13 protein-coding genes are annotated in these 12,919 nt (G+C 39.8%); 7 read left to right on the forward strand and 6 right to left on the reverse strand.

Going from position 1 to position 12,919, the window contains the following annotated elements; translation table 11 throughout:
• Positions 1-43: 43 nt before the first annotated feature.
• Entirely contained in the window at positions 44-2,026 is a 1,983-nt protein-coding gene (locus SAR02S_RS09030; RefSeq protein ID WP_041958959.1) for a TonB-dependent receptor, read from the forward strand.
• A gap of 186 nt (positions 2,027-2,212) precedes the next feature.
• Here the strand turns inward: SAR02S_RS09030 and SAR02S_RS09035 are convergent, their stop codons facing one another.
• Positions 2,213-2,401 carry a hypothetical protein gene (locus tag SAR02S_RS09035; protein WP_041958961.1) on the reverse strand — a complete coding sequence of 63 codons (189 nt, stop codon included), beginning with the start codon at positions 2,399-2,401 and terminating at the stop codon, positions 2,213-2,215.
• Positions 2,402-2,542: 141 nt separating this feature from the next.
• Here SAR02S_RS09035 and SAR02S_RS09040 point away from each other — a divergent pair, with 141 nt between their 5' ends.
• Positions 2,543-2,881 (forward strand): hypothetical protein, encoded by a 339-nt coding sequence (locus tag SAR02S_RS09040; protein ID WP_041958963.1) that lies wholly within the window; start codon positions 2,543-2,545, stop codon positions 2,879-2,881.
• A 2-nt stretch (positions 2,882-2,883) separates the two neighbouring features.
• Here the strand turns inward: SAR02S_RS09040 and SAR02S_RS09045 are convergent, their stop codons facing one another.
• The 4 genes from SAR02S_RS09045 to SAR02S_RS09060 are packed head-to-tail and all read right to left on the reverse strand — an operon-like array spanning position 2,884 to position 5,552.
• Positions 2,884-3,870: a Ppx/GppA phosphatase family protein gene (locus SAR02S_RS09045; protein WP_041958965.1), complete on the reverse strand. Its 987-nt coding sequence runs from the start codon at positions 3,868-3,870 to the stop codon at positions 2,884-2,886.
• A complete protein-coding gene (locus SAR02S_RS09050; RefSeq protein WP_041958967.1) occupies positions 3,860-4,438 on the reverse strand; it encodes a DUF4337 domain-containing protein in 579 nt (192 codons plus the stop codon). The genes SAR02S_RS09045 and SAR02S_RS09050 overlap by 11 nt, the downstream gene beginning before the upstream one ends.
• A 55-nt stretch (positions 4,439-4,493) precedes the next feature.
• The gene (locus tag SAR02S_RS09055; protein ID WP_041958969.1) at positions 4,494-5,081 is read right to left on the reverse strand and encodes a DedA family protein; all 588 of its coding nucleotides are present in this window, start codon (positions 5,079-5,081) and stop codon (positions 4,494-4,496) included.
• Between the two features lie 9 nt (positions 5,082-5,090).
• Positions 5,091-5,552, reverse strand: a complete 462-nt coding sequence (locus SAR02S_RS09060; protein ID WP_041958972.1) for a YccF domain-containing protein — start codon at positions 5,550-5,552, stop codon at positions 5,091-5,093.
• Positions 5,553-5,896: 344 nt separating this feature from the next.
• Between SAR02S_RS09060 and SAR02S_RS09065 the strand changes: the two genes are divergently transcribed.
• Entirely contained in the window at positions 5,897-7,198 is a 1,302-nt protein-coding gene (locus tag SAR02S_RS09065) for a DNA polymerase Y family protein (protein ID WP_041958974.1), read from the forward strand.
• Between the two features lie 44 nt (positions 7,199-7,242).
• Here SAR02S_RS09065 and SAR02S_RS09070 read toward each other — a convergent pair whose 3' ends face one another.
• The gene (locus SAR02S_RS09070; RefSeq protein WP_041958976.1) at positions 7,243-7,473 is read right to left on the reverse strand and encodes a hypothetical protein; all 231 of its coding nucleotides are present in this window, start codon (positions 7,471-7,473) and stop codon (positions 7,243-7,245) included.
• Between the two features lie 228 nt (positions 7,474-7,701).
• On the opposite strand from SAR02S_RS09070, the gene SAR02S_RS09075 reads away from it, so the two are divergent.
• The 4 genes from SAR02S_RS09075 to SAR02S_RS09090 all read left to right on the forward strand — a co-directional run bounded on the left by SAR02S_RS09075 (position 7,702) and on the right by SAR02S_RS09090 (position 12,903).
• On the forward strand, positions 7,702-8,394 hold the full coding sequence (locus SAR02S_RS09075; protein WP_041958978.1) for a response regulator transcription factor: 693 nt from the start codon (positions 7,702-7,704) through the stop codon (positions 8,392-8,394).
• Positions 8,384-9,799, forward strand: a complete 1,416-nt coding sequence (locus tag SAR02S_RS09080; protein ID WP_041958980.1) for an ATP-binding protein — start codon at positions 8,384-8,386, stop codon at positions 9,797-9,799. The genes SAR02S_RS09075 and SAR02S_RS09080 overlap by 11 nt, the downstream gene beginning before the upstream one ends.
• 167 nt (positions 9,800-9,966) lie before the next feature.
• On the forward strand, positions 9,967-12,036 hold the full coding sequence (locus SAR02S_RS09085) for a cytochrome c (RefSeq protein WP_041958982.1): 2,070 nt from the start codon (positions 9,967-9,969) through the stop codon (positions 12,034-12,036).
• Between the two features lie 81 nt (positions 12,037-12,117).
• Positions 12,118-12,903 carry an FKBP-type peptidyl-prolyl cis-trans isomerase gene (locus tag SAR02S_RS09090; protein WP_041959431.1) on the forward strand — a complete coding sequence of 262 codons (786 nt, stop codon included), beginning with the start codon at positions 12,118-12,120 and terminating at the stop codon, positions 12,901-12,903.
• The last annotated feature ends 16 nt before the right edge of the window (positions 12,904-12,919 follow it).

The raw sequence follows: 12,919 nt of genomic DNA on the forward strand, positions 1-12,919 counted from the left end.
AGACTCTTTTTATACTCATTCCTTTGTAAATTTTGGAGGTAATATGAAAAGAGTCATTGGTCTTTCCTTGGTAGTTTCGACGATTTTATTTGCAGAAACAGCTGTTTTAGAACCTGTAACGGTTGTGGGTGAAACATTTTCTAAAGAAGTTAAAGATATTAGCGGTGAAGATCTCCGATCTGCTGATCTTTCCGATGCGCTTTCGCGTCAAAATTCTTCTATTACGATGATTCGTGGTAGTGGCGTTGCCAATGATATTCTCTTACGTGGGCAAAAAAGAGATAACATTAATATTTTGATGGATGAGGCGAAAGTTTATGGTGGTTGCCCTAATCGAATGGACCCTGCACTTTCGCATATTCATAGCGACAATATTGAAAATGTCAAAATTGTTGAAGGCCCTTACGACGTGGAGCATTTTGGAACACTCAGTGGTATGGTGATCGCTGAAACCAAAAATCCAACCAAAGAGCTCAGTGGTGATGTTAATCTCAATATGGGAAGTTATGGCTACCAAAAAGAATCCGCAAGTGTGAGTGGTGGAAATGATACTTTGCGTGTTTTGATGAGCGCTTCAAAAGAGAAGAGCAACCAGTACCAAGATGGCAATGGCAACACATTATCTGACCAACTGAACAATGCTATCGCCCAAGGTATGGGAGTAGCAGGCAATCGTTATCTTAGCAGTGATCTTAAAGCTTATGAGAAAAAAACGTTTATGGGTAAGGTCTTCATCAATCCTGTGGATAATCAAGAAATTCGCTTAGGGTATACACTCAATCGTAGCGATAATGTTTTGTATCCTTCTCGCGGTATGGATGCAGATTATGATGACAGCGATATTTTTACGTTTGGATACAGCATCTACAATCTTTCTGCCTACTCTAAAGAGTTGAATTTAGAAGTGTACACTTCCGAAGTTGTCCATCCTATGTCCAATAAAAATAGAGTCTCTGGTGCAACGAACTATTCGACGGCAAAGATGTACACCGATATGGATGGCGCAAAGCTTAAAAATGTTACCAATATTGGCAATGGTGAGTTGACGTATGGAATAGACGTTAGCAGACGTAATTGGGATGGCGAGAGCTATACTACCAATGTTGCAACAGGAGTAGAGAGTGCGCATACATCCAATTTACCCGATGTTGATACCACAAATCGTGCTTTATTTGCGAAATATATCACCAACCTTGACAATGTGAATATACAATTGGGAACACGTTATGATGACACCACGGTAAAAGCACACGGCCCTCTTACAAGTGGTCTTAAAGATCGAAATGATTATGATGCACTTTCTGCCTACGCTATTGCAACGCTGAGGGCAAGCGACAATGTCGATTATTTTCTAGGTTTTGGAAAAGCTTCACGTGTTCCAGATGCTAAAGAGCTTTACAGAGGAACCAATCCTACAGCCAATCTGGATCAAACAACAAACTACGAAACGGATCTTGGATTTAAAACGCATTTTGATGGTTATGGTGTAAATGGAAAAGTGTTTTACAGCGTCCTCAAAGATTACATCTATTATAACTCTTCAAAGTATGTCAATATTGATGCGGTGATTTATGGAGCAGAGCTGGATGCTTACTATGATCTAAGTGATGCCTTGACATTAGATTATGGGATGACGTATCTGAAGGGTAGAAAAGATGACCCCATTTCTGGACAAAGCGATAAAGACCTAGCTGACATTGTACCTCTTAAAGCTAATGTGGGATTGAGGTATCATAGGGCGGAACATAGCATTAAAACAGAGATGATTGCTGCTAAACGATGGAATAATTACGATAGTGACAATGGTGAGCAGGAAATTTCAGGCTATGCTGTTTTTAACATCAAATACAATTATAAAGTTACCAAAAATATTGATGTAACGCTGGGTATGGACAATATATTTGATAAAAACTACGCGGTATCAAATACGTACAGAGATATTTCTCTTCTCTCCGGTGGGGGTGATGTGATCTTGATTAACGAACCAGGTCGTTACCTCTACGCCAACCTTCGTTACACCTTCTAAATCTTTACATGTAATAGACTTCTTGCAAAACTACATTTGCAAGAAGTCAAAGCACCAAAAGTGCGTGGGCTTTCTGCCGAAGACAACTCAGTGTTAACGTAGTTTTTGAAGTTTTGCTTTGAAAACGTGTTAAAGAACTCGCATGATGTGAGTGAGATAACCCATTTGGGTTATCTCTGAGTTGGATTACGCCTTGAGATCAAGGTTTGACCCAATGCCCTCTGATGCCAGCCCAGAGACTTGCGTTGATGCCGTGTCTGTCGGTTGAGGCAGAGATTCCAAGATCTTTGAAACCATCTGTTCTTGAACCTTCATCGCCTGCTTCATCGCATAGATTTCTGTGCTTGAAGGGATGCTACTGTTTAGTGCGTCCATAATTTACTCCTTATTTAGAGCTGTAACTATATCGGCAAATTTTCCTTCTCTGTGTAGTCAGAACTTGGAACTTAAAATGCTTTGATTGAATATGTGATAGAATATATCACAGAAGCAGGGATCGCTTATAAAGGACACTTTATGGAAGCAAAGTATTATCTGTTATGTCCCCTATGTAGTTATGAAACAGAGCATATCACACTCGCTCGTACCTATCGTCATATTAGTTTGCAACGAAAATGGATGGTGTGCCTTGAATGTCATCAACTCCAAGAAAAGCCTCATCCAAAGCGTTTTTTGATTCAAGCATTGAAAGTTTTGTGGTTAAATGCAAAACATTTTATAGCCAAAGGGCGCAAACACAATCCTGCCAAACTTCTGCAAAAACCTTCTTGTTATAAGTGCCATGGAAGCCATTTGTTGGAGTGGGATGGGAATTGCCCTAAATGCGGGAGTGCTTTTTTAAAAAAAGTGGTGTGAGACTAGTTGGCGTGTATCAAAAGCCAACCAATAACCCATGCTCCATCTTTTGCAAAATAGATTTTTCGATCAAAAAATTGCATCGTATCGATTGTCTCTTTTGCTAATAATGCGCCAGCAACTAAATTTTTAGCGCCATAATAACCCAGTAAAAAACACTGCGCCGTAGCGTCTGTACACTCTTTGCTCTCTTCGTGTGAGAAAAGGGCGATGAGGTTCTCAAAATCTGCTTTCTCCAATGCAACAAATGACTCTAAATGACCATTGGTTTTCAAATAAGCGGTTGCCCAAAAAATGCCACCACTAGCATAAAGCATCTCTTTAGTCTCAAAATTCTTAATGGAGTGCAACTCTTGTTTGATGACAGTCGAGCATTTTTCCTCAAAAGAGCTGTTCGCGTCAAGTAAATCAGCATGTTGCGTTGTTGAAACCGTCCCTAGTGGAATTTCAAAAAAATCTATTGCATTGTGGGCATCGATCCAAGCAATTTTCGTGTTCCCTCCACCGATGTCTATCATCGACGCGTTAAGCCATTGCTCTTTAGGAACTGAGCCATAAAAAGCAAAAGTACTCTCCTCTTTTTCATTGATAAAATGAAGTTTGAGATGGGTCGTATTTTTGACTTTGGTTTCAAGTTCAGGTCTGTTTTTGATTTTGTTGATGGCACTGCTTGCGATAATGAAGATGTTTTGTTCAGGTATCTTTTGTTCGCTCATAAGTGTTTTTTTAAGCACAGCAATGTCAGAGGTAACCTGCTTGATCATCTCTGACGACATTATCTGATGCTCTGTTATTCCACTTTGTGGAGAGGTGTTAAGAGCGTTTCGGTAGCTGATTTTGGTAAGATTTTGGTCTCTTTCGATCACATATGCTTTGACACCTTTTCCCCCTATCTCGATAGCCCCATACTGCTCTGCCCCGATGAGGGCAGTATGGCATACGAAAATAAAGAGAAAAAGAGCTGAGCGAAAAACGTTTTTAAAGGACAAGGCAGTATCCTGCAATAATGGCACCAATGCTGCTGAGTACTAACGAGCCTAACCAAAACTTTTTATTGCGTGTTAAGGCTGAAATCGATGCCAGTGCAATGGAAATCTGTAAGAATGTAATCGCAAAACTGAGAATATGATGGATGTGATAGTAGTGGTCACTCTCGTGATTGCGTTTTTCTTTCAGTGCTTCAATGCGCTCCGCTTCGGCTTTAATCTCTTCTTGTTCTTTTTTATAAACGGCCACTTTCTTCTTGAAATCTTCCGCTTTATCAGGATAAATCTCAGCATTGACCGTGTAAATATGCGCTTTTACACTTTTGGCTTGGAAATAGTTCCACTGATCTGATGCTTGACTTTGGTACAGTACCGCTTCGTTTTTGCTCAGAATCGTTTTCGATGTTATTTGCGATTCATACAAGCCAACAAGTGCCGTTACAATCGCTATAATAGCAGTACTGAGCGAAATATACGAAAGCCATCCTTCCGTTTCTTCTTCTTTGTGTTTAACCTCTTCGAGTGCTTCTTCGACTTGTTTTAAATGTTCTTCAATAGCATTGCTTTCCATCGGCTTTCCTTTTTAATGATCTTAAGAAATCGCGCGTATTTTAGCAAAAAAAATGCTAAAGAGGACGTACTTTTGCTTTGAGCGTTTTGTCGCTCAAGGCATTGATGTAATAATACGCCACAGCAATGAGCGTGGCTATAAAAGGTAAAGCAAAATACCAGTGCTCTTTTGCCCACTTGATAACGCCCAAAATTTCATTTCCAAAGTACCACACAGGAATAATAATAACACTGCTCCAGCATAATGCAGAGCATAGATTGATGAGTGCAAATTTTTTAGCGCTATAGCCTGTCAGTCCAATGGAGATAGGAATAACGGTTCTAAGCCCATAAAGATAACGTTGCATAAAAATAATCGGCCAACCGTGTTTTTTAAGAAGGAGATGTGCCAGTGCTAATTTTCTTCGTTGGTGTCTGAGTTTGCGATGCACATAACTTTTATTGAACCTACCAATGTAAAAATAGAGCTGATCGCCTGCAAAACCACCCAGTCCTGCGACGATAATTGCGGTTGCTAGATTCATGTCACCCGTGTGCGTAAAAAGTCCAGCCATAACCAGACCGCTTTCTCCCTCTAAAATACTCCAGAAAAAGAGTATGACATAACCATATTCTCTCATCCATGATATCAATAACTCTTCCATGTACCCTTCTTAGCTGTTTTGATGCATCGTGGCTACAGCTTGCTCCGCATTGTATTTGCGCGCTGCAGCTGCCACTTCTTTGTCGACAATGGTTTGACCAATGGGAAAAAGTGAAATGGCGGCAAGCTTAAGGTGCTGAATGCCAAATGGAATCCCGATAATCGAAGCAAAACAAACAATAGCGGAGATGATGTGTCCAAAAGCCAACCAAATGCCTGCAAAAAAGAACCAAAGGACATTGCCAATCAGACCTAAAATGCTTGTTCCAATATCTTCTTTACGTGAAAGCTCTTTTCGACTGATGGCCTCTTTGCCAAAAGGGAAAAAGGTAAATTGCCCTATAACAAAACAGGCTTTTGCCCAAGGGATACCAATGATGGTTAGGAATGCAAATACTCCCACGATCCACCAGCATAGTCCCATAAAGACTCCGCCTAGAATGAACCATAAAAAATTGCCTATTGCGCGCATGATTTAGATCCTCGATAATTTTAAGTGTGGTATTGTACTTGAAATAAGCATTTTTTTGGTTACGGTAGAGATGAAGTTGGGAAAGAAAATAAGTGAGAGGGCAAAGATAAGCACTCAGACCGGGCAATCTGAGTGCATCTTTTAAAGTGATTGAGTTCTACACAAAAAGGAGGTAATTGTCTTGGTAATGAAAGTATAGAAGAATAGATTAAACGTGTTGTTAACCTATAGTAAATGAAACATGAACAGAAAAAAAAGAGGCATATTTCAGCACGAAATACTTTTAAAGCCTTTTTTTTAATAGAGCTATACTGCTTTTATCTTTACATGTAAAAAGGTTTTGAGTGATTATTCATCTGGATTTGGACTGTTTTTTTGTCTCGGCTGAGCGTACGAGAATACCAGAGCTTCGAGGTCATCCCGTGGTTGTGTGCAAAAGTGGCGATAACAAAATCTTCAGTACGCAAGACAGCGAGAGCATGATGACAGAATCGGTGGGTGGTTTTAACGGGTTGCTGCAGCATAAAAAAGAGTTCAATGGGTTTGATAAAAACGCATGGAAGAATGAGTTTCTAGATGAAAAAGGCAGGGTACATGGCATCGTCATTGCTAAAAGTTACGAGGCCAAAAAATATGGCATCAAAACAGGCACTTCGCTTCGTGATGCACTGGCGATGTGCCCCAAACTGCTTATTGTACCCAGCGATCATCTCTTTTACCAACTGCTTTCCACCAAACTCAAGGCCTTTTTACAGACGAAAATTCCCATCTTAGAGCAGTACAGCATTGATGAGTTTTGGGGTGATCTCAAAGGCTGGGTCAAAGAAGAAGCGACTTATGACTTTGTGGCATCTTTGCAACAAGAGATTTTAGAAACGTTTGATCTGCCCATCTCCATTGGCGCTTCAAGTTCGAAGTGGATCGCAAAGCTTGCGACGGATTTTAACAAGCCTTACGGGCTCACGCTTGTTCCCAAAGAGAAGATCGCCTCTTTTGTCTCTCTTATGCCGATTGAAAGTTTCCCCGGTATCGGCAGAGTGTTGCAACAAAAATTTAAAAGCTATGGCATTGCAACCTTGGGCGAAGTGTTGGAGCATCGTAAATTGGTTTCGGCTTGGGGAACCATCGGAAAAGATCTCATCGCTCGCATCAGTGGGGTTGATAACGAAGCTGTAGTCACCAAGCGAGATCGTCGCTCTATCGGTATTTCACGCAATTTTCATGTCATTCATAACCGAGAGGAAGTGTTGCGCCGTGCTATCATTCTTTCACGGCATCTCTCCTATACGATTGCCAAGTTGGATTTGCATCCGAGTACCTATTATGTGTATATACGCTATGAAAATGGCATCTCTTCTAAAATCTCTCAAACGCTTGATCGTTCGTTCAGTGAGGGAGTATACCGCGAGTGGGTGATAGAGACGGTTTCATCGCTTGATACCCATCCTCATTATGGGATTCTTCATCTTGGGCTTGCGCTTTCAAATTTTATCACACCCACTCAAACCAAAACCTTTTCGCTTTTGTATGCCAAAGAGGATGAAAAGTCAAAACGTTTGTCTGAAAAGCTCACCAAACTACGCGATAAGTATGGTGCCGACATCATCAGAAGTGGCGCAGAAAAGCAAGAAAATGGCTCGGATTAAGAGCATCATATTTTTACATGTAAAAGAAAAAAGATACTCAAGTATTAAGATCGGCTTCCGATCGCTTTGCCTGTCATTCCATTGTGCATTTGCGCCCAATAGAGTGCAATGATTTGATGCGTTTTTGCTGCAACAAGGTTGAGTTTAAAGAGTCCATTTTCACACTTTTCACATTGTTCTAGCTGTACAGATAATGCCTCATAAGAGAGGCGATCAAGATTTTGACGTTTATGTTTACAGGTTGCTTGGGAACAGGCTAAGGTAAGGGATGGCATCTTAGACTCCTTTGTCTTCATTTAGAACCATTATAAAATCCGATTGTTATATTTGTGTTGCATTTGGATTTAGGTTGAATAATTTACGTTTTACATATAAGGCGTGTGAATTATTGCTATATTTAGTAGTCCACAAACCTTATGAATTACTTAGAAAATTATTTTATAAGCTTCGATGCGTTATTCTATTCTTCTAGTCGATAAATACGAAAATAGGGTTACAACAATATGAACGAATGCAATCTTTTAGATGTCCTATCCAATAAAAAAGTACTTTGTGTTGAAGATGAAGCGTGTATTTTAAACAATATTATGGAGTCTTTGGAACTTTTTTTTGGCAAAGTTGTGGGTGTCAGGGACGGCATTGAAGCGCTGGATGAAGCAATGAGTAATCTGTACGATGTGATCATGCTAGACATTTCCATTCCTCATATGGATGGACTTGAAGTGGTGAAAAAAATTCGTGAGTTTGATAAAAAAATTCCTATTATTATTCTCTCTGCTCACACAGAACAAGAGTACTTGTGGCGTGCTGTTGAGCTTAAGATCACGCGTTATTTGGTCAAACCTTATGACAAAAATACCCTCATTAAAGCGTTAGAAGATGTGGCATTAGAGTTGATTGGGCATACCCCAATGCTTCAAATAACCCTTACATGTAAATATGACTTTTGTAAAAAAACCATTTGCCACGAAGAGAGAGAACTTGTTCATCTCTCCAAAAGTGAAAGCAGGCTTTTAGAATACTTCTTAAAACGTCCCAATCAAACCATTACGTATGAGCAACTTTTTGATTACATGTGGGAGTTTGAACAGCCGAGTAAAGAGGCTTTAAAATCGATTGTGAAAGAGCTTCGCAAAAAAATCGATAACAATTTCATTAAAAATTTATACGGCGTAGGGTACGTGTGTGAAATATAGCTTCAAAGTTATCGTAGCGCTTTTTGTCATTCTCTACGCGGTGATTACACTGCTCTTTTTTAATTTTTACCGTGAACTTGCGATGAAAGATGCCAAACAAGAGGCTATTTTTATCTTAGATACCATGAATGCGATTCGCGATTACGTCTCTAACGTGCAACGACCCTTGATTGAAGAGCTCAAAGCCAAAAAAATGCTGGCAGAGGATTTTTTTGATCCTAAGTTGCTCTCATCTTCGTACATTACACGTGAAATTTACAATATTCAACGGGCTAAAAAGAACATCAATTACGATTATAAGCTTATTGCAACAAACCCATTGAATCCTGAGCATGAGGGTAATAGCTTTGAAAATGAGATTTTGGATGATTTTAAAGAGGGGAAATACCAAGAATATTCCCAAATTATTCAAGAAAACAACAAACCCTACTTTTTTGTAGGACTGCCTATTCACAATTCACATCCATCGTGTTTACAGTGCCATACCACGAACAGTGCCCCAAAACGCATGGTGGAACAGTACCATACGATTCCTGATTTTCAGAGTAAAGTGGGCGATGTCATAGCGATGATATCGTTTAAAATTCCAGTCTACAGCATCTTAACCTATCACATTAAAGAGTTTGTGGTGGGTGGAACGGTAATGTTTATTGTGTTTGTTGTTTTTATTTTGTTTATCTATAAAATTTACAGAAACGAACAACGTCTCAAAGAAAAAACCACGATGCTGATGATGAGTCAAAACCGTTTGGCATCGATGGGCGAGATGATAGGCAATATTTCGCATCAATGGCGGCAACCTCTGGCGCAAGTTGGGGCTATTTTGATCAATTTGGAACTTCACAGCGACAAAGATAAACTCACCAAAGAGAAGGTAACCACGAAAATTAAAGAGGCAAATGAACAGCTAGCTTTTATGTCCCATACCATTGATGATTTCAAAAATTTCTTTATGCCGAACACCGATAAAAAAGAGTTTACGGCGTATGAAGTGGTGCATCAGGCTAAAAAATTGCTCAGTGCATCACTCGAAAAATATGCGATTGATGTTCGCATTGACATTCAAAATAATTTTACGCGTTCAGGGCACTCCAATGAGATTGTACAAGTCCTTATTAACATCATCAATAATGCCAAAGAGGCATTTTTAGCGCATCATGTTAATGAGCGCTACATTCAAATTACAGCATTTTTACAAAATGGTATCCCTGTCATTACCCTTGAAAACAACGCGGGTCGTATTGATGAGACAATCATTGAAAAGATATTCAACCCCTACTTTACAACGAAAGAATCCAGTAGTGGACTCGGGCTTTATATGAGTCAGATGATTATCGAAAAAAACGGTGCGACGTTGCGTGTTGAAAATTCAGATGAAGGCGTTATTTTTACAATTATATTTTAGTTTTTATATTTAACACTAATTTAATACTTCCCCCATTTCTCCCCTTTTTTCCTGATAGTATTTCCAATGAGGCATTCGTGCTGGTTGATCTTTACATCATTGACGTTTTTTCATGGTTATGAAAAGGTGTTTGATGCTGTGAGATTCAATTTTTCAAAGGAGGAAACATGAAAAATTGGGACAAAGTGTTACTTGGTTTATTCATGTGTATCAATCTCTTTTCCATCGGCTTAAACGCTGAGGGCATGGAGGGGATGCAAATGAGTAAGGATGCAAGAGGGATCATTGCTAATCCGAAGGGTACTAAGGAGAGCAGGGGCGTTACTTCATTGCAAGACTATATTGTCGAAGAGCAAGTAATGTATGACTGGCTCTTTAAAAATCATCCTATTTTTACCAAGTACGGTGGTAAAACGGTTGGTGAAATGCATGTTGCAGATCGCGGGAAAGAGTTTATAGCTGAAGGTCATGGTAAAGACTTTTCTAAAGCGAGTAAACGAAGTGGCGGCGAAGGTGTAAGTTCAATGATGTATAGGGTTGCAAGAACTTCAACACTTACGTTTCCAAACAAATTCATTGGGCCAGAAAAATGCGGTGAGTGTCACCCTGCACAATATGAGACTTGGGGCAGATCGCGACACTCAACAACAATCAGGTTTCCAGGAGAACATCCAGAGTTTAACAACAACTTGACTGATCCTGTTTTTGACAAAGATACAGCGTCAATTCTTCCTAAAGGAATTACCCCTGATGTTATCTATTGTACTATAGGACATGTTAGAACAAAATTAGGCTTTTTGGATGCATGGTTACTTCGTGGAACCTACCATGTAGAAGGCGGACTTCTTAAAAATGGTACGGGTCAAATTACAGCAGGTGCAAACCAATGGCAAAGAACATGGGCGCTTAACCTCACCCCTGAAGTTGCAAAAAAAATCAAAAAATGGATTCCTGATTTTCCTGTAACGTTAGCAGATTACGGTGATAACGGTGGTTATGTAAGAGGTTTGGCTTCGTATGCAGCTAAATATAAAAAATCAATGGATTTCCAAGCAGGTTCTTCTTACTGTGAAGTGTGTCACCCTTGGAAGTTTGATTTTAAAAACCAAAATGAGTTCTACTCAGCACTCGGTAATGCGAAAGAGCTTCAAAAACACACCATCTCTAAAGGTGTTTCATGTGAAGAGTGTCATGGCGCAGGCGGTCACTTAGAAGGAGGCTCTGGTCTTCTTACTTCGAATTGTGAACGTTGTCACCAACGCTTTAACTACAGTCCAGATCTTGCGAAAAATCCAGCAAATATGGGTAAACCAGATCTCGCACTCAGTTCAAAATTCAAATCCATGGGACCAGGCTGTGGTAGTGAAGGTTCTCAAACCTACTTTACAGCACACTATGAAAAAGGGATGCGTTGTGCAACCTGTCATGATCCTCATGATGTAACAGGTCCTGTAACGGGCGAAAAAGACCTCAAAGGTACCAATTACAACGCAAATCAAGGTTACCTAAGCTCACTCTATACCAAACCAAAACTCAAAAAAGAGTGTGCGGATTGTCATAAAGAGCAAGCGTATATCCAGTCAAAATCCGATACGCACAGTAAAAATTCATGCCAAACATGTCATATGCCATTTATGATGAGTTGTGAAAACTGGTATGCGGTTCAGTTCCAAGATCAAGCGGGTATGGATACCCAAAGACGTTCACACATCTGGAAAATTGATGTTGATCCAAAACGTAAATCTTTGGTTCCAAGTTCAGCTGCAACCGGCCCAAGAGATGCGAAAGATTGGCATTTTGAGCGTAATGATGAGGGACGTAACTTTGTGGATCTTATGTGGTCATGTGCACGTACAACATGGGCAGATAAAGAGCAAGTAGAGGCAAAAGGGTGTCACAGTCCTGTTGTTTCAGAACTCAAAGAGACACTTCACTTCAAAGATCAAAAACAAGCATACGATGAGGTTATGGGTTGGCAAACACCTGTGAAAGATAAATTCACACAGGTTAAAGTTGGCATCCAAGGACTTTACTCGCTACTTGAAGTTAAAAAACTCTCACCATCGGATAAAACCAGAGTGTACGAGTTGATCGAAAAAGCGCAACAAGCGGTTGATCTTGTTGAAAAAGATGGTTCATGGGGAATGCACGGATTTAAGTACACCAAACAAAGACTTGATGCTTCGATTGAGTATATCAATGAAGCACAAAGAATTGTGAACAAAAATCTGAAATAGGTGTTGCACGAGTAGTGCGATTTTAAAGTGAGCTATGCATTTCATAGCTCACTTCATTTTACATGTAAAGGTATGAAGATGATGCGTAAACAACTCACAACAGGATTATTTGTATTTATTTGTTTGGTTTCGGGGGCGTCTGCTGGTGAGCTAAAAACACAAGTACAAAAAGAGTCATACAGTATTGGTGTGTCCACTGGAAGCTATATCTCCAATCAACTTTTTGAGCAGTCTGAAATGGGTGCAAAATCGGATATCAATGCGGTGATTGATGGTTTTATCGACGCTTTGAAAAAACAGCAAAAGATTAAAGATGAAGAGATCATTACATATCTGAATGATCGAGCAGAGACGCTCAATAAAGTGAGTCAAGAAAAATTCAAACAAGCCCTTGATCAAAACATTGCAGAGGGTAAAAAATACCTTGCAACCAATGCAAAAAACAAAAATGTCAAAACAACCAAATCAGGGTTGCAATACGAAGTACTCACTCTAGGTGCGGGTCAAAAACCGCAAAAAGAGAGCATCGTGATGATGAACTATAAGGCGTATTTGACCAATGGCACGGTGTTTGATGACACGTATGCGCGTAAAACACCTTCGCATCTTTCCATGATCAACATCGTGGATGGTTTGCAAGAGGGTTTGATGCTCATGCCTGAGGGTTCAAAATACAAGTTGGTAATTCCTAGCGAATTAGCGTATGGCAATGCGGAAATGCAAGAAATTCCCGCAGGTTCAACAGTGATTTTTGAAGTTGAGTTAGTCAAAGTGTTAAAGCCAGGGGAACTTGCCAATAGTGCAAAACCACTGAGCGATGAGGAAATGAAGCAAGCACATAGTGGTCTTGAGAAAAAGAAACTATAGGTTTAGCTTATTCATC

It is taken from the genome of Sulfurospirillum arsenophilum NBRC 109478, from assembly GCF_000813345.1.
Taxonomy (GTDB): domain Bacteria; phylum Campylobacterota; class Campylobacteria; order Campylobacterales; family Sulfurospirillaceae; genus Sulfurospirillum; species Sulfurospirillum arsenophilum.

Bases quoted from the DNA above. Each gene is read 5' to 3' on its own strand.
- SAR02S_RS09050 (WP_041958967.1), bottom strand. From the start codon at position 4,438: ATGGAAAGCAATGCTATTGAAGAACATTTAAAACAAGTCGAAGAAGCA.
- SAR02S_RS09090 (WP_041959431.1), top strand. From the start codon at position 12,118: ATGCGTAAACAACTCACAACAGGATTATTTGTATTTATTTGTTTGGTT.
- SAR02S_RS09075 (WP_041958978.1), top strand. From the start codon at position 7,702: ATGAACGAATGCAATCTTTTAGATGTCCTATCCAATAAAAAAGTACTT.
- SAR02S_RS09060 (WP_041958972.1), bottom strand. From the start codon at position 5,552: ATGCGCGCAATAGGCAATTTTTTATGGTTCATTCTAGGCGGAGTCTTT.
- SAR02S_RS09070 (WP_041958976.1), bottom strand. From the start codon at position 7,473: ATGCCATCCCTTACCTTAGCCTGTTCCCAAGCAACCTGTAAACATAAA.
- SAR02S_RS09030 (WP_041958959.1), top strand. From the start codon at position 44: ATGAAAAGAGTCATTGGTCTTTCCTTGGTAGTTTCGACGATTTTATTT.
- SAR02S_RS09055 (WP_041958969.1), bottom strand. From the start codon at position 5,081: ATGGAAGAGTTATTGATATCATGGATGAGAGAATATGGTTATGTCATA.
- SAR02S_RS09085 (WP_041958982.1), top strand. From the start codon at position 9,967: ATGAAAAATTGGGACAAAGTGTTACTTGGTTTATTCATGTGTATCAAT.
- SAR02S_RS09040 (WP_041958963.1), top strand. From the start codon at position 2,543: ATGGAAGCAAAGTATTATCTGTTATGTCCCCTATGTAGTTATGAAACA.
- SAR02S_RS09035 (WP_041958961.1), bottom strand. From the start codon at position 2,401: ATGGACGCACTAAACAGTAGCATCCCTTCAAGCACAGAAATCTATGCG.